Here is a 17,104-nt window from a genome sequence, read left to right on the forward strand (position 1 = left end):
GTTATGAGAAAATTGATAAGATTATTGGCTGCAATTGTGTTGTGCTTGAGTATTTCATGCAGCAGTATGTTGGACGTTGAGCCTGAAAATTCTGTTACCTTTACTAATTTTTATAAAAATGAACAGGATATAGCCGCGCTGACTCGCGGAATGCACGCGATACTGGCATGGTCGTTTCGAACTTTTAATACGTTGGAATATGCGGGGGTGAAAACGGATGCTTCTCCTTCCGGTCATTTCCCATCTCCCGATGTTTTTATGCGTTTTCATTTATGGAATTCTGTCGGGACAAGTTGGAAGAGTTTCTATGACGCGATTTATCAATGCAATTTGTTGTTTGATAACGTGCAACAACCCGTGTGCGCTCAAGATCGGATGGATTTTTATTATGGACAGGCAAATTTCATAAAAGGGGTATGTTATCTGCAATTGGCCCGTTATTGGGGAGATGCCGTTATTTCCGGACATACAGAGGATACTCAAGCTCGTCCTAAAAAGCCGATGATGGAAGTTTTGGATACGGCATTAGCTTGTGCGGAAAGAGCTTTCATGTTATTGAAGAAGCATGAAGAATTGGTGGATTATGCCGGAGCCAGAATTACCTCGAAGCAATACGGTAGTAAAGGTAGTGCGGCAACTTTGATAGCACACATCTACGCGTGGAAAGCTGCGATGGGGAAAGGTTTGAGTGATGAAGAAGTGCGTGCATGTTGGGAAAAGGTGGATACTTATGCATCCAAAGTGATCGACACGGACGAGTGCGGGTTTTATGAATTGGAGAATAGTGCCGAGTTATTGGTTGCGAATACTTTAAATACACGTAATGGTAAAGAGAGTATTTTCGAGATAGAATTGAATGCGCAAGATAAAACATTGGATGGGACTGTTTTTACATCCGCTCGTTGGTTTGTCGGTTTTCCTGTTGTTCCGGGAGCACTTCCGGGAGATATTAATAGTAATCAATGGAAATTGAAAATTCAAACGGTTCTCGATATGTACCCGGGAGCGGATGAACGCAAGAACGCTTTTTTTTATAAACCGGAATTATATTCAAATGATCCGGACAGCGCACGCGCCTGTGGCGGATATGCTTTCGAGTATAAATACAGAAAAGGGTTGTACAGTACTTCCACGACTTCTGAACAGACTTTAGAATTTGTGAATTTCGACGTGAACAGGATGGTTTGGCGTTTGGCCGATTTGATTCTGTTGAGGGCGGAGGCACGGATGCATTTAGGGAATACAAACGGTGCCGTGCAGGATTTGTGGAGAGTTCAGCGGAGATCAAAAGCCGTTGAATACGCGGATGGTGATTTGCAAATGGCGATCTTCCGGGAAAGAGAAAAAGAATTGATTTTTGAAGACCACCGTTACTTTGATATCATGCGAAATAAAGGATATTATAAAACAGAATTGCCTAAAAATAAAGTGTTTGTTCCTTTCCCGTTCCCTCACGAGGAAGAGGAGGAAGTGTATAGTTTATTGACGGATCAGGAAGTGGCGGATGGTGCTCTTTTTTTACCGATAGGGGATGGAGCGTTCTTTTTGAATCCTATGATGATTCAGAATACATATTGGTTTAATAGAAAATAAAGTTATAGCCATGAAAAAATTAATTATTGGACTGTTGTTAGCCACGTTTTGGGCTTGTAATACAAAATATAATTATATTGATACGGGTATTTCAGATGGAGTTCATGATTGTTCTATGCTGGAGTACTTGAAAGGGGATTCATATAATTGGGATACCATTGTATGTGTTATTGAACGTGCCGGGTTAACTTCTTTGTTTGAGGGAGAGGGACCCGGGGAGCAGATAACGTTTTTGGGACCGACCAATCATTCTATCCGTAATTGGATGTATGACAGCGCATACATTGATGTAAACAGTATCCCCGTGGATACGTGTAAGAAAATCGTGTTGCGCCACGTGATTAAAGGTCGGTACATGATGACGGATATTCCTCGCGGTAGTATCGGCACGAGTGCCTCTTCCGGACGTGACGGTGGTGTTGAAATGCCAACTCTGGGAGGAGGAAAGGTGTGGCTTTACACGGTGTCTACTCCTGCTCACGGGGTGGAAGATGCCGGTCCGCTGACTCTTTATTGTGTTTCTTTGGATTTTCAAAAAAGTATTCCGTTGGCTTGTCCGGATATTCAAACGAATACAGGTGTCGTGATTTCCTTGGATTATAATTTTTATTGTGGTGAATTATAAATGAATAGAATTATGGGAAAATATATTGCTGGTTTTTTATTGCTGGTTGTCGTGGCGATGTCATGTCATGATGTGAAAATTGGCTATTTGGAAACGGAAAATGCTGTTTATGTTCCAGACTCGTTGGTGGTGAATTTGGAATGGACAGTGGAGGAGTACATACGATGGGAGAATGAATCCGATTGGGTTTCCACGGGGATACAGGGGGTGTTGGGAACGGCTCCGATTACTTATCGGGTGGCAGATGTAAAGGTGGACGGAGAAGGTGATGCCGAAGCTATGAAAGCGGCTTGTACAATTAATGGCGGCGGGATTTTTACTATCCCGTTTCATCACGAAATCCCCAAGGGTGTGTATATATTATCAATAGAAATAAGTAATGAAGATTATCATTTCGTAAAGGATGATATTTTCAGGATTATAGTGAAATAGATATTATCGTAGACGTGCAAAGCTCGTAGTGACCGAGAAATAATGTGCTTGGAATTGTATCTTATAGAATACAATTTCAGGCACATTTTTCCGATTCATACTAATGATCTTCATGCCCTTTCAGTACCGGGAGGCTGATGTGGTATTTCACTGCGACAACACGGGCAAGGATGACGCTTCCGGCAGTGACGATTTGCGTGGTGACGTGACCGATGCCGAGGGCATCACAGGCGAAGTAGATAAAGCCGCCGAGAATACAGGCGATGGCGTAAATATCTTTTCGGAAGATAAGGGGTACTTCGTTGATGAAAATGTCGCGAATGACTCCTCCGACGGCTCCGGTAGTCATACCCATGATGATAGCTACCCACGTGGGGAATCCGGCGAGTAAGCTCTTCTCGATGCCGACCACGGTGAATAGCCCTAGACCGATGGCGTCGAAAATGAAAAAGGTATTATTTAGCCGGATCACGTGTTTCCCGAACATGATGACGAACAGGAGGGCGAGTCCCGTGACAATCAGGTAGGATGGTTGGTGCATCCAGAAAGGGGTGACACCCAGTAATAAATCTCGGGTTGTTCCACCCCCGATAGCCGTGGCTGCTCCCACAACATAAGCCCCGAACCAGTCAAAACGTTTGGCAGAAGCAAGACGGATACCGCTGATCGCGAAAGCGAAGGTCCCGATATAGTCGATAATGGTAGTGAAATCTATATGCATAATCCTATTTTTGAGGGGACAAAAATAGTAATAATGTATGTCGATTGCTCTCGTTATAAGATGTTTTACAACAGGATACTACATCCAATCTTCGCTTTTTACTTCTCCTTCCACGGAAAGGATAATTCGTTTGACCGGAATGTTGCGTGAGGCTTGTTCTCTTGCCTTCAATGCCATTTGGAATAGTCCGCCGCAACAAGGAACTTCCATGATTACCACCGTTAGCGTGTTGATCTTGGCATCGTCAATCATACCGCGAAGTTTATCCACGTGGGAGTCCGTGTTGTGGTCGAGTTTCGGACAAGCGATAGCCAGAATCTTGCCTTTCAGGAAACGCTCGTGAAAGTTTCCGGCGGCGAATGCCGAACAGTCGGAAGCAAGGAGTACATCTGCGTTTTGGAAATACCCGGCTTGCGGGTTAAGCAGATGTAATTGAACGGGCCATTGCCGGAGTTCCGAATTTCCGGCACAAGCGACCGGGGCAGCTTTCGTGACAGGTTTCAGTTCTCTTGCCATGGAGCCGGGACACCCGCATCCCAGTTTTTGGGCGGGATGTAATTCTTGCAGGTTCACGGGAATGTTATGACGTTTCAGGTATTCCACTCCCTGTTTTAACAATTCTGTTTCTCCATGTTCTTTCAAATGGTGTAAATGAGCCAGTATCACGTGTTGCCCTTTAGGAGCGATACGCTCCATGACAGCCTCTTCACTATAAGGTTCCGCTTCTCTCTCTTCCAGTTCAATAGCGCCGACGGGACATTCCCCGATACACGCACCCAGCCCGTCGCAATACAAATCGCTGATCATGATGGCTTTCCCGTCTATTAACTGTAACGCTCCCTCGTGACAACCTTGTACGCATAAACCGCAACCGTTACACTTTTCCTCGTCTATCTTGATTATTGTTCGTTTCATCTTGTAGTTGTTTTTGATTTCTGATACAAAGATAAGGCACGAGGGAGAGATATTTTGTAATGATTATTACAATAGGGGAATAAATGTTTTCTTTATTCGTTCGAGTCCCTCTTTTACCGTGGCAAGGGGGCAACCGATGTTCATGCGGAAGAATCCTCTGCCTTCTTCGCCGAAGTCGGTTCCGCTATTGAGCCCTATTTTTGCTTCCTTGAGTAATTTCTCTCGCACCTGTTCGTGTGTCAACCCGGTATCCCGGAAGTCCAGCCAGAGCAGGAATGAGCCTTCCGGGGGAATCATTTTTACCCGGGGAAGTTCCCGTTGCAGGAATTGGTCCGTGTAGGTGATGTTCTTTTCGAGGTAGCGGAGCATTTTGTCCAGCCATGCGTCGCCATGTTTATAGGCTGCTTCCAACGTGATATGCCCGAAGATATTTCCTAAATCCAAGTGCAGGCATAATATTTCCTTTTCAAAACGGCGGCGTAGTTCGGGAGATGAAATCACGATAACGGAATTCATCATTCCGGCGATATTGAATGTTTTACTGGGAGCCATCATGGTTACCGTAATGTCGGCAATTTCGGGTGACAGGGCTGCCATTACCGTGTGCTTGTGTCCGAACAGGGTAAGGTCGGCATGTATCTCGTCGGAGAGAATGGTTACCCCGTGTTGCAGGCAAAGATTACCCATGCGGGTGAGTTCATCTTTCGTCCATACCCTGCCTACCGGGTTGTGCGAGTTGCTGATGATAAGCAGTTTCACTCCTTCTTGCAGTTTCCGCTCGAAATCTTCCCAGTCGATGCGGTAATGTCCGTTTTCTACTTTCAGCGTGCTGCACACGAGTTCCCGTTGATTGTCTTTTACCACGGCATGGAATGGCGGGTAAACGGGTGTAAAAATAAGTACTTTATCCCCTTTCCCCGTGTACACTCGCACGGCGAGGGACAATGCAGTCACGATACCCGGGCTACTTAATATCCACTCTTGTTTTACCTGCCAGCCGTGGCGACGTGCCGTCCAGTCAATGAAAGCCTGTTTTGCTTCATCCGTTCGGAACGTGTACCCGAAAACTCCTTTTTCACAACATTGGCGTACGGCTTCCAGAATTTCAGGTGCTACCTGAAAATCCATATCTGCCACCCACATGGGGAGGATATCCGTAACCCCGAACACGTTTGCCAGATTATCGTATTTCGCGCAAGCCGTGTTCCGGCGATCTATTATTTGGTCAAAATTGTACATATCGTTTGTTTTTAAGTTGCTGCAAGTTACAAAACTCTTTCGTGAAATCCATGTTTATCGGCTTTTGAAAGCTGAAACAATTACTTCATGTTTAAGTAACAAGTACTTAACAACACTATGCTTCTTTTGTATGTGTCCCATGACACGAAAATCATTTACATGCGGGGTAATCATGATGATTTTCTGGATCGGGTTACTCCCTTGGCGGAAGGCTGCGGCGGGAATTGGAGCCTCTATGTCGAGGAGAAAGTTTTAGCAATGGAACGGTCGTTTATCGTGTTGGATGAGAGATGGGGGACATTTGACTACATTAGTGTAAGAGGTTAATCCATATAAAAATCCTTAAAGTTTAGAGAATTGAATTGTGTTATTCCATCATAGATGATAGCATATTTTAAGATCCTGTCTTTAAATATCCCTTTTAAGTGATTTATTCCTTTCATGAAATCAGGGTGGAAAGTTTTACTGCTTTTGATTTCGTAAGCGTAAAAATTATTTGCTTTTTTGTGTAATAGATCTACTTCTTTTTGTGCGTTATCTCTATAAAAGTATAGGTTAGCGGGTTTACCTTGATTAAAACGGTTTTTCATTGCTTCATTGATAACCATGTTTTCAAATAAAGCACCACGGAGAGGATGTGTTTTTAGTTGAGTTTCATTTTCAATTTCTAGGAGATAAGCCGCTAATCCTGTATCGTAAAAATAAATCTTGGGTGTTTTTACCAAGCGTTTGCCGATATTTTCGTAATAAGGAGGTAACATGTAAGCTATATAAGAGGCCGCCAATATGCTGAACCATGAGTTTATAGTGTGTGACGATGTTCCGAGCTCGTTAGCGAGAGCTGCAAAATTGCATTCGGAACCGATTCGTCCGGCTACTAAACGGATAAATTTTTGAAATAAAGTGATATCCTTGATATTGATTATTTGTCTAACATCTTTTTCCACGTAACTATTATAGTAATTCATGTAAAAACGTTCGCGTGTGGCTCCTTTCCCCCAGATTGCCGGGTAACAACCGTTTAATATTAATGTGTTTGTGTCTATTTCTTTGATACGATTACTTAATTCATGCAAAGATAGAGGTAATAATGTAAGTATGGCTGTACGTCCCGCTAATGATTGTGTGATTTTTTGTAATAGAGAGAAATTACTGCTACCTGTTAAAATGAATTTCCTGTTTGGATGTTCATCAACATAAACTTGAACGTATGAGAATAAATCCGGGTAGTGGTGAGCCTCATCTATGATAATTCCGCCAGAGTATTCATCTAAATATGCTAGTGTGTCTGTCTGAATTTGTTCCCGTGTGGATATATTCTCCAGATTTATATAGTGGTAATCGGGAAATAATTCTTTGCATAGCGTTGTTTTGCCACTTTGGCGTGGTCCTGTAATTGTTATTACGGGATATTCTGTCAAAGATAATTTTACTTCTTCTATTAACTTTCTATATATTAATTCCATATCTTGATATTTGTGCAAAAATGAAGTTCAACTTCATTTTTGCACAAATGTAGTGTATTTGTTTGAAATTGAAAATAATAGAAAGGTGTTTTTTCTTTTTTTAATTCTATTTTTTGAGTAGAGTACGATCATTTAATGGCAATTTTTATCGGCGTTTCAACCGGGCGACAACGATGGAACTAATCACTCCGCCCACGATACTTACTACCCCGGCGAAAAAATGATCCGCCATTTGCGACAACACTGAATTTAAACTTAGCGTCGAAAACATTCCTATTCTTACCTCCTGTCCGTATTCTTTCAGTTGCCGCAGTAATAACAGGGTTATTTCTTCTCCTTTTTCGATGTTGTTAATCACTCTCTTCATGTTAATTGAAAATTAAAAGTTGAAAATTGAAAATTGAAAATATAAATCACTGAATTAGTAAATCGTAAATCTAAAATTTAAAATCTAATGTATTGACTCGACGAATACGCCTTCCCGTCCTTCTCCTTGAAGAAACAATAAAGATGGGCTACCGTACCTCGCCACCGGTATAGGCGAAAAATAGCTCTTCCCTCACCCCTCGTCGCACGCACTTCTTCAAACACGGGAGTAAACGAGCGATCGCCGTACAACACGACCACCATTAACTCATCGCCCATCCTTGCCGGAGCCAACCCGGCATTTTCCTCCCACGTCAAGGTTACAACGTCCCGGTCATCCACCTCACCCCGAAGATTATTCACCTTCTGCAACATCCCCACCGCCAACTGCAAACGTGAAAAATCGGCAATCTTCCCGTCCGGTTTAAAAACCTTCATGTTCAGCCTCATGAAAAAATTGTAACCGCTCGCGGACATTCCCCCTGTCGCCACACGCCACACTTCCCGCAAGGGTGTCACCACCATGTGCCGATAAAAACAAATCGCCACCATAAACTGAGAACGGCAATCCATCTGTTCCGGCGTCTTCGCGTCCGAGTATTCCGCCGGGGTACTCCGCACCCGGGTATCCGCTCCTACCCGATAAAAAACCGTGTTCCCGACTTTTCCCGATATCAACTTATCTGTTTTAGCCATACTGATTAAATTGAAAACAATAACTAATAAACACTCTCGTTCGTTTCTCTTTCCTATCACTCTCCTTTCAAAAACCTTCCCGAAGGTCTTTAAAAGGACTTTGAAAGGAGTTTAAAAGGACTTTGTTCCCTGTCTTCCCCGGGATTACTCCCCGTCTTCCCGGGGAATTCCTCAGGTATCTCCGACCTCTTGTACCGCGTTCTTTAAAATTCTCATCATCTTTTATTTTTAAATCAACGATACAAAGATATTTCCCCCACGTCCCCCCGCCAACGAAATGACACAGACAGCCAAATAACTGTATAAACACCCCGTAACCTGACACAGACGCCTAAAACACGAGATTCATTTTCCACGTAAAAACAGTTTTAACTGCTCACGGCTCTCTCGGGAAAAAATTTTTCATTATACTGAAACAAAATCACCAATTATTCATCAATATACTGACGAATAATTCTTATTATTGAAGACATTCTCTATATCAACTTGAAAAGCATTTAATTATTATTGCATTTTTAATCAGTTTGAAGGGAAAAAAGTATTTTTGTATTGACAAAATGGTTGTAATATACAACTAAAATTTCAGAATCATCTTAACGATACATTATTATGATATTTGCTTGTGATGTGATATTATAAAACATCCACCGGAGCCCGTCGATAAATTTATCCACGAGACCGGTGAATATTAAATTACTCTATTACTCCTCGTTCCCCCTTTTCGGGTTCTCCCGGGAAGTATCCAGTATATTAAAACAAGCCAACACGTTTTTCCGGTAATAGTCCCCCATCGGGAACCATTTCTCCCCGGCTCGCAAGGAGTTACCCGCCCACGTGTCGACATAACGCAGGTTCAGGATAAAACCACGGTGTACACGGACAAGATAGGCATCCGGTAGTTGCCACTCCACGCTACCCAAACGGCACGCCACGGTAATCCGGGATTTATCTTTAAAATGAAAATAACAATAATTACCCGATGCCTCTATCCAAAGGATTTCGACATAAAAATATTTCTTGTAATACTCGTCCTGACGAATAAGCAAGCCATCTGCCACCAGCGGTGACACCCTCAAAGGTGCACTTACACCCGATAAATCTGTTTTCATAGACAATTAAATTTATGCCTCATGAAAAACTCACCGACGGGCAATCCTGTTTATCATGCTTTCAATGAATAACCGTAAAAATCAATATTTATTATCCGTGTGTTATGGCCTATACTCCACGTACGTCTTTAACTTGGGATGAAATCCGGAATATTTCCCGGCTCCGGGATTATAACTGGTTCTTCCTCTGTAAACAGAGAGGGGGGAGTGCCAAACAGATTAGGCTCTCCTCCACACAAACACTAGCGATATAATTACTTCTCATCATAGCAATTATCAAGGAATAACGATATTCGAAAAGAGGGAGATTTATTGTTCTTTCTCCCGGCTCTTCATTTTGGCTTCCTCCTTTTCGAGTAATCTCCTAAATTCATCCTTCGGCAATCTCCACGGACGAAAAGTACCGAATACGTCATAGCTAAACTTATTCAAGAAGATAGTTGTATATTCATTCCCACTCCCACTCGAACCCCATACACTTAAAAGCTTTTGACTATCAAATTCATAATTGGGATTCAAAACATGGAAATCTACTTCTTTGAATGCTTTACACTCCTCCCTTATCAGATTCCGGTAAAAGTTTTTTAACGTGTTCTCCGGGAGTCCTTCCAGTTTCTGAAACGTTTCATCGGGCATAGAAAACTCCACGGCAAAAACACGTCCATCTTTATCAACAAAAAGTTTAAGATCAAAGTCTTTTAAAGCTTTTATTTCCGGAGGATATATTTCCCAAAGTTTATCCTCCCAATCAGAAATAGCCTTGTTCACTTCATCGGAGTTCAGATTGTAATTAATTTCTCCCGGGTATTTACTCTCGAACCGCTGAAAACATTTCTCAAAATCAGAGATTCTCAATTTCCAATATATCTCTCCCGAATTATTATAGGTTGTTCTTACCGGAATCACTTCCAAACCGTTAACGACTCTCTTAGGCAAAGTGTCTACAACATGTGGATACCATCTCGCATTTGCAATCATGATGCAAGATAAGCATACTGACAAGGTCAAAATTATTTTTTTCATAATCATAAATTATTGGTTAATACCAAGTTCTTCACTACCACATTCACAACGACAATACTCCAAACTTCGGATATTCATTTTGAAGAATTCGCACTTTGAGTATTTTCCCGAATTCTAATTTATAATGAATCAGAGCTATATGTACCGAGACACATGACGATAAGCTGACCAGCGTACTTACGACAAAAAATAAGAGTAAATTCTTTCCCATAAACGTTATATCAAAAGTTTGAAAAGAGTACCGTTTTTTGACAAGCCTTAAAACGGTACTCATTTTACACGTAGCTTTCGCCTACTTATTCATCATAATTACTCCTCATCACAGTAATTATGAAGGAATAAGGATATTACAAAAAGGAAAAATTATTGTTCTTCCTCTTGGCTTTTCATTCTTGCTTCCTTCTCCTTAATCATTCGTTCTCTAAACGGGTTAAATGTGCCGAACATATCATAAACACCCTTTTTCAACCAGATGGTTGTATATTTCGGACTATCAAAATCTTTATTAGAATTCAAAACATGGAAATCCAATTCTTTGAAAACTGTACACTCCTGTTTTATCAAATTCCGGTAAAAGTTTTTCAACATATTCTCCGGGAGTCCTTCCAGTTTCTGAAACGCTTCATCAGGCATAGAAAACTCCACGGCAAAAACACGTCCATCGTTATCAATAAAAAGTTTAAGATCAAAGTCTTTTAAAGCTTTCATTTCCGGAGGATATATTTCCCAAAATTTATCCTGCCAATCATAAATAGCCTTGTCCACTTCACTAGAGTTCAGTGCGTAATTTATTTCTCCTCGGCATTTATTTTTAAAGCGCTGAAAGCACTTTTCAAAATCAGAGACCCTAAAATCCCAAAAAACGCCTCCCCATTCATAAGTTTTTTTTACCGGAATTATTTCCAAACCATTAACTATTCTCTTGGGTAAGGTATCCACAACGTGTGGATACTCTGCGTTTGCTACCATAATGCAGGATAAGCATACGAATAATGTCAAAATTATTTTTTTCATGTCTTTATGTTTTTAAGATTATCAAGTAAGTTTCTGTTGTTCAAAATTTATCATAAAACCAGAAATCCATCAATAATAGATCGTAATCATCTAATTCTTCTACTCTTATATTTGAGTCTTGAATGGTACATATAAGAGGGCGGGCGAACCTAATAAAATCTTTTTTAAAGTAAAATAAATTAACGTCATTTGCAAGGATTTTATCCAACCATTTTAAATACTCAAGGTAATTATCATAGCCTACGATTCCTTGATAATCATGTGATAATACCCCAGCACGTCGCATAAACAAATCTGTTAAAACCCTTACCTCGTACTCCTCCCGAGCAGCCCAACGTCCCTTCTGATATGCATCAATTGTATGAAAACCTAAAAAGTGTAATAACTCATGTACAATATTCCCTAATTTAAAGCGATTTGGCTTAAAACCTATTTCAGATTTTTCAGGATCAAACCAGGAATCCTTATCATTCTTATTTCCTATAACCAGTCGAAATTTAATACCCCTATTTATCATATCATCTATAAGGACACGTATTTCTGGAAAATTGAGATAGATAAATTGAAGAGAACTTTCTAATTTGCTAAGAGAAGACCTATCTACTAGTCCAGATTCTTTATAATCTATAAGATTCTTCACCCATTCCTCGTAGTTAGGTCGTGTTGGAGGGAATCCTCTACTACCCAAAACCTCTAACTCTTGTTCATCTTCTATAATATCCATCTCATTAACACAACTATTAAGAGATAATAAGATAAACAATAAAAATCCAATGTGTTTTAATAGTTTCATTTTCATAGTTTTTAATGTTTGCAATGTTTCAAATTAAAAGGAAGACGGTCTCTTAGATGAGATTGAAGACTGTCCTAGGCTCAAACTCGTTACGTTACAATATTTCCTTATCTCTTTTTTCAGTATTTTTCTTAATCTTTTTCCCGTTCTTTGTTGCAGAGATTTTTAGCTACGATACGGATTCCCTTATCGAGAATAAAGGTGCTAGGGAATGCTGTTTACTCGCTGTTCGACACATTCGATACCCCTAAAACCGTATATATTAACATACACGAAGACCGTCAGTAGCGTCAATATGATGGATACCACCAAAAACACACTCTTTCTTTCAATCAACACGTTAAGAATAAAAATTACACCGATAAGCATCAGCAGTGTTAAAATAAAATGCGATAGATCGAAAACCATTAACAATACACCCACAAAAAAGGCGACACTCCCAAAAATTAGTTTAAACCTCCTGTTCATAATCTTGATTTTTAGAAGTTGTTTTAAAGTAATTTAGTTCTCCCCAAAGGACATTTAGAATTTAAGATTCAAAATGACAAAGGATCATGAGTGAAAGAATCTTTAAATCTAAAATCTCTGCATCTAATATGCCCTAGGGGAGAACCGGGAAGGAGTTTTATTACTCCTTATCCTTTTTCTTTTTCAGCATCTCCTCGATCTTTTTCTCCAGTTCTTTGCCCCGGAGATTTTTAGCCACGATGCGGTTTTCCTCGTCGAGGATAAAGGTGCAAGGAATACCTTTTACTTGGTATTCAGCAGCGATTTCTGATTTTTGTCCTTTCAAATCAGACACGCACTTCCAATTGCAACCGTCCTGACCGATGGCAGCCAACCAAGCGTGTTTGTTGTCATCGAGTGAAACGCTGATGATTTCCAACCCCTTCGGGCGAAAGCGTTTGTAAATCTTTATCAGGTTCACATTCTCTGCACGGCAAGGTTGACACCAAGATGCCCAGAAATCAACAACTTTTACTTTAGCTTTCGTCTCATGCAAAGAAAGCACGCCTCCATCGGACAACGGGGCCGCAAAGTCGGGAGCAATGGCTCCTATCGCTAATTTCTGTATCTTTTCCAACTCGGTAGCAATATGTTTGCCATAAATAGTGGCTTTCGCTTTTTCTCCCAGAATATTGTAGCGTTCCTTCAACTTCGTCTCGTCAAAGGTTTGAGATAATTTGGCATAAACGATATAGGCAGCCACGTAAGTATTGTTGTACTTGTTCAACAAAGCCAGTTCTTCTGCCTCCACTTGAGCCATTATCTTTTTGAAATTCTCTTGCAACTTCTGCGCTTGCATGGGATTCGCCTTAGCTTGTGCTTGCAGTTGCTGTCCGCTTTGTGCCAGATACTTGTCTAAATCATCGAACTCTTTCAATATCCTCTGGGACTCCCCGCCGCCTTCCACGATCAATTCGTTTGCACCCGGGGTAACCGTGTAGTTCGCGTTCTCTAGCATAATGGTTGCCAATGCCGAGTTTTTCTGAACCGGCATCAGGTAAGCCAACGTCGTTTCCGGCATCCGCCCCGTGAACTCAAAAGCTCCATTCGTGATGACCGCCTCTCCGATATCGATCAGGCCCTTGTCCGTGAGAGCCATCAACAGCAATTTCCCGTTGACGGAGTTACCCAACTGGCCTGTAATTTTGTAACTATCTCCTTGTGCCACGGATAACGTGACACAAGCGAATAACGTACATATCGTAATTAAAATCTTTTTCATCTTGTCATTTTTAATTCCAAATCATAAATCTAACATCATAAATCTCTCTGTCTCGGCACTTTCAACACCGGTTCTTTCTCCGTTTTCGGGGTGGTTTTCTCGATGACCAAACCGTCCAAGATCATCCCTGCGGGATAGATCATCGAGGCGGGATAGTAATTCGAAACATGGTTCATCACCTCTTCTTTCGAAGATATTGCCGCGATCTTCTGTAACTTCGTCAAATCGGGCATACGGAATCCGGCTGTGCGGACACGGGTTTCTTTCCCGTCCTTGAGGTCAACACGGTAAACCACGGGTGCCGACCCGGCAATCCCTCTCGCGATATAAGCACACGATTGTCCGGCATCTTTCGCCGCTTTAATGAGCATCTTCTTCATCTTCTCGTGGGCAACACCTTTGTCCACCTGTACATGAATCGTACCGACGCCTACCGCGATGGTCGGGCTTTGTGGTGAAAACATAAAGCGAGCACTACCTGTCGATTCCGGGGCTTTCAACGTCGGGATTCGTCCGTTCAGCATCTTCTTGAATACCCCCTTCTCGACCAAAGTCATCTCTGCTGCCGGAGTAACACCGTCTCCGTCCATCTCGTAATACCCGTATAACGGAGTACCGTTATACTCTTTCATCGTCGTATAGTTCTTAATCGTCAATCGATTATCTATAATCTTTCCACCGAACTGGTCTTCCAATCCGCCGCGGGACGGCCCAAGCGCACGATTGGCTATCAATCCGCCGCGATACAGAAGATTGCCGGACAAAATCGTTGCCACGGCTCCTCCCTCGAACATAACCGGTCCGTTGTAGTACTCTTCCACTAGAGGAGCTGACTTTAATTGCATTAAACTTTCGGCAAACGCCCTCACCCGTTCTTTCATCTTCTCGACGGAAGGAATCTCTTCCGTACTCAACAACGAAAGTGAGAATGTGTCTCCAATCGTCGAGCCGTCATCAGCACGGGCCTCCGCGATAAACGACAAGGTCACCTGCCCACCCGGCTCTTTTAATTGTACGCCTTCCGTGGTTAACCGATAGATATCCATCTCCACACCACTAACAGCCACGCTGGAATTATAAATATCTTTATACTCCTTGAATACCGCCGAAGCTTCGGTTACCAACTGTTCTAAAGCTACCTGATCAATCTCGAACTTAGCCGTCCGTTCTTGTACGCGGGTAACAGCCGGTAATGGCTGCATTTCCGGCAAAGCAGCCATTTCGGGCGATTGCGGATTCCGTTGCAAGAAATTCGCCTTCTGCGCCATCATCCCCAACGAATATTTGTACATCATATCCGAAGACTCCCAGAATCCGCGACGAATCACGTCATAGTCCACTTCCGCCGGTAACTTGACCGGAACAATCTGTTCGGAATACTGCACATCATTGTTGCGTTGATAATCTCCCAACATCATTCGCGTTCCCCCGTTCATTTGCCACGGCGAAACACTTGAAAACAGAACACCTCCCAAGGCACTGACTATGGAGAAATGTCGGTAACGAGCCACCGTGTACGAAATATAGTAAGGCTTGGGGCTATTCGGCAAAATCAAGGCGGCGTTATTACGGTCCAATTCGGCACGCATGGCGGCAAAAATAGTCTGGTCAGTGTCCCCGGTCATTTTATTTTCCGGCTTCGGAGAAGGTAAAACCGGGGGAATATCCCGGGCTTGTTCCCGACGTTGCGTTTCTATCTGGCTCACGAATATCGTGGGGGATATTGCCGTTACGGGAACCCAACCCGATTCGGCCCCGCAAGAACCCGTGAACACACTCGGATCGTTGCCGGCAGCCGCAATGTTCGAGAACATAGACAGGGGTGTACCAATCAAATCCACGCCTCGCACCAGTTGATCCGGCCGACCGTCCACGAATACCCGATAGACTTCCAACGGGGTCACGTTGAACGAGTTCAAACTTCCCCCCTCGCCCGTGTAGGTGAAACCGCTGGTCACGGTGCGGAAATAGTAACCGTATTCTTTTCCTTGCTTCTTGGCTTCTTCCACCAGCATGGCACGTAATTCGTCTTCCGTGTAAGGATGATCGGTTTCGATAATCAAATTGGATTGTCGCGAAACGGGATCTCCTCCCCCGGAGGTACGCCCGTGACCGTTACTTACAGGAAAACCGTCCAACGGCACTCGACTCATAAGGAACTCTTTCAGCACGCCGTTCACCACGTTATTCACCCGACGCGCTTTCACACCCTCGTCATCGTACACGTAGTGACCGTATAAATCCGTGTTGGCATAGTGCCTTTGCAACGGATCGCAATACACTTGAAACTCCGCGGGCAACACTTGTTCCCCGACCATTTTCTTAAAAGTCTGACCGCCCGATTTCATACGGTGGCCTTCCAAACGGTGGCCGAAAATCTCGTGAAAGAACACACCGCTAGCTGGGCCCGAAAGCATGGCGGGACCCGTGTACGGGTCGGCAACCGGAGCATCCCGCAGTGCCAGCAAACGATGGATCATATCCAGCACGTCTGCTATCATCCGGTTGTTACCCGGTAACTCGTCCGGCTTGTAAGCGAAATAATTCACGTTCAACGGCAATTCCATCCCGTCAGCCGCTTTCAGAGAAGCCGTCAACATCACTCGGGTAGCCACCCTGTTCTGCACGACCACGCTCCCTTCGCTATTCACGAAATAGGTGCGTAACACCTGAAAACTAAAACTGGCTGATCCCTCACGCAACTCGGGGCAACTCTTAAACACCGCCGAAATCTCGTTCATCCGTTGCTCCCAGAGCTGCCGGGTGGTTTCATCCAAAGTGCCGTTAGCAACGGGTGCCTCGTAATAATGTTCCACGGGAGCCGCGGAAAAGCAGGGGGCTTTGTCTTCATCCTCCACGCTTACCGAAGTCCGGGTCTTTGCCTGATCATACACGGAACGAGCATACTCGTAACGTTGCAGGGTCTCCCGCCAAATCGCTTCCCGGATGGCATCCGTAGCATCGTCATCCAAAGGTAAAACCACTCCCCGTGCTCCTTGAGCGTTCGGACCGGCAGTACCTCCCTGCGTGTTGTATTTGAAATTGTCTAAATTCTGATCGCCCAATCGGATTTGCGGCACCAATGTTCTCATGCGGCTTTCATTGGAGTTCGTAACAGCCCCGAACGAACTTATAATCGTAACGGAATAGTCGTCCATCGTCCGCATATTCATATAATAGGGGATATTTTCCTGTTTTTTTAACTCCTCCATGCTGTATTGTAATTCCTGCTTCATCAGTTGCAAAAGTTTATCCTCTTGCTCCTGACCGAATACACCGGAGAAACTTAATAACAGTATCCCGCTAAAAAAGAGTCTGGTTAAATGACTTATTTTCAACATAGTTTCTTTATTGTGTTTGATGAACGACCGCAAAAGCGGTCG

Annotated in this window: 17 protein-coding genes; 4 read left to right on the top strand and 13 right to left on the bottom strand. The window is 43.0% G+C overall.

From position 1 onward, the window contains the following. The first annotated feature begins 3 nt into the window (after window positions 1–3). Genes CS948_RS09700 through CS948_RS09710 form a run of 3 tightly spaced genes read left to right on the top strand, consistent with a single transcriptional unit; the run spans window position 4 to window position 2,650 of the window. The gene (locus CS948_RS09700) at window positions 4–1,593 is read left to right on the top strand and encodes a RagB/SusD family nutrient uptake outer membrane protein (RefSeq protein ID WP_099291483.1); all 1,590 of its coding nucleotides are present in this window, start codon (window positions 4–6) and stop codon (window positions 1,591–1,593) included. Window positions 1,594–1,603: 10 nt separating this feature from the next. After that, window positions 1,604–2,218: a fasciclin domain-containing protein gene (locus tag CS948_RS09705; RefSeq protein WP_099291484.1), complete on the top strand. Its 615-nt coding sequence runs from the start codon at window positions 1,604–1,606 to the stop codon at window positions 2,216–2,218. Window positions 2,219–2,230: 12 nt separating this feature from the next. After that, complete coding sequence (locus tag CS948_RS09710; RefSeq protein WP_099291485.1) at window positions 2,231–2,650, top strand: hypothetical protein; 420 nt, start codon at window positions 2,231–2,233, stop codon at window positions 2,648–2,650. 100 nt (window positions 2,651–2,750) lie between these two features. Here the strand turns inward: CS948_RS09710 and CS948_RS09715 are convergent, their stop codons facing one another. From CS948_RS09715 to CS948_RS09725, 3 genes are all read right to left on the bottom strand, one after another. After that, complete coding sequence (locus CS948_RS09715; protein WP_099291486.1) at window positions 2,751–3,371, bottom strand: trimeric intracellular cation channel family protein; 621 nt, start codon at window positions 3,369–3,371, stop codon at window positions 2,751–2,753. A gap of 78 nt (window positions 3,372–3,449) precedes the next feature. Further along, entirely contained in the window at window positions 3,450–4,286 is an 837-nt protein-coding gene (locus CS948_RS09720) for an ATP-binding protein (protein WP_099291487.1), read from the bottom strand. Window positions 4,287–4,352: 66 nt separating this feature from the next. Further along, entirely contained in the window at window positions 4,353–5,525 is a 1,173-nt protein-coding gene (locus tag CS948_RS09725) for a MalY/PatB family protein (protein WP_099291488.1), read from the bottom strand. 117 nt (window positions 5,526–5,642) lie between these two features. Here CS948_RS09725 and CS948_RS21650 point away from each other — a divergent pair, with 117 nt between their 5' ends. Continuing rightward, complete coding sequence (locus CS948_RS21650; protein ID WP_176554993.1) at window positions 5,643–5,852, top strand: hypothetical protein; 210 nt, start codon at window positions 5,643–5,645, stop codon at window positions 5,850–5,852. On the opposite strand, the gene CS948_RS09735 is transcribed toward CS948_RS21650, so the two are convergent. The 10 genes from CS948_RS09735 to CS948_RS09785 all read right to left on the bottom strand — a co-directional run bounded on the left by CS948_RS09735 (window position 5,849) and on the right by CS948_RS09785 (window position 17,062). Further along, a complete protein-coding gene (locus tag CS948_RS09735) occupies window positions 5,849–6,991 on the bottom strand; it encodes an ATP-binding protein (RefSeq protein ID WP_099291489.1) in 1,143 nt (380 codons plus the stop codon). The genes CS948_RS21650 and CS948_RS09735 overlap by 4 nt on opposite strands. A 145-nt stretch (window positions 6,992–7,136) precedes the next feature. Then, the gene (locus tag CS948_RS09740; protein WP_099291490.1) at window positions 7,137–7,358 is read right to left on the bottom strand and encodes a hypothetical protein; all 222 of its coding nucleotides are present in this window, start codon (window positions 7,356–7,358) and stop codon (window positions 7,137–7,139) included. A 77-nt stretch (window positions 7,359–7,435) separates the two neighbouring features. Beyond that, the gene (locus tag CS948_RS09745; protein WP_255301940.1) at window positions 7,436–8,053 is read right to left on the bottom strand and encodes a DUF6266 family protein; all 618 of its coding nucleotides are present in this window, start codon (window positions 8,051–8,053) and stop codon (window positions 7,436–7,438) included. A 701-nt stretch (window positions 8,054–8,754) separates the two neighbouring features. Continuing rightward, window positions 8,755–9,162 carry a LytTR family DNA-binding domain-containing protein gene (locus CS948_RS09755; RefSeq protein WP_099291493.1) on the bottom strand — a complete coding sequence of 136 codons (408 nt, stop codon included), beginning with the start codon at window positions 9,160–9,162 and terminating at the stop codon, window positions 8,755–8,757. 309 nt (window positions 9,163–9,471) lie between these two features. Continuing rightward, window positions 9,472–10,185, bottom strand: coding sequence for a hypothetical protein (locus CS948_RS09760; RefSeq protein WP_141560919.1), 714 nt, complete (start codon window positions 10,183–10,185; stop codon window positions 9,472–9,474). Between the two features lie 363 nt (window positions 10,186–10,548). Then, complete coding sequence (locus tag CS948_RS09765) at window positions 10,549–11,199, bottom strand: hypothetical protein (RefSeq protein ID WP_099291495.1); 651 nt, start codon at window positions 11,197–11,199, stop codon at window positions 10,549–10,551. A gap of 40 nt (window positions 11,200–11,239) precedes the next feature. Further along, window positions 11,240–11,992 (bottom strand): hypothetical protein, encoded by a 753-nt coding sequence (locus CS948_RS09770; protein WP_141560920.1) that lies wholly within the window; start codon window positions 11,990–11,992, stop codon window positions 11,240–11,242. 204 nt (window positions 11,993–12,196) lie between these two features. Continuing rightward, window positions 12,197–12,361 (bottom strand): hypothetical protein, encoded by a 165-nt coding sequence (locus CS948_RS21655; protein ID WP_176554994.1) that lies wholly within the window; start codon window positions 12,359–12,361, stop codon window positions 12,197–12,199. A gap of 259 nt (window positions 12,362–12,620) precedes the next feature. Then, window positions 12,621–13,721 (bottom strand): TlpA disulfide reductase family protein, encoded by a 1,101-nt coding sequence (locus CS948_RS09780; protein ID WP_099291498.1) that lies wholly within the window; start codon window positions 13,719–13,721, stop codon window positions 12,621–12,623. A gap of 35 nt (window positions 13,722–13,756) precedes the next feature. Then, entirely contained in the window at window positions 13,757–17,062 is a 3,306-nt protein-coding gene (locus tag CS948_RS09785) for a metallopeptidase TldD-related protein (RefSeq protein ID WP_141560921.1), read from the bottom strand. Window positions 17,063–17,104: the final 42 nt, after the last annotated feature.

Origin of the sequence: Butyricimonas sp. Marseille-P3923, from assembly GCF_900184685.1 — a bacterium.
GTDB lineage: Bacteria > Bacteroidota > Bacteroidia > Bacteroidales > Marinifilaceae > Butyricimonas > Butyricimonas muris.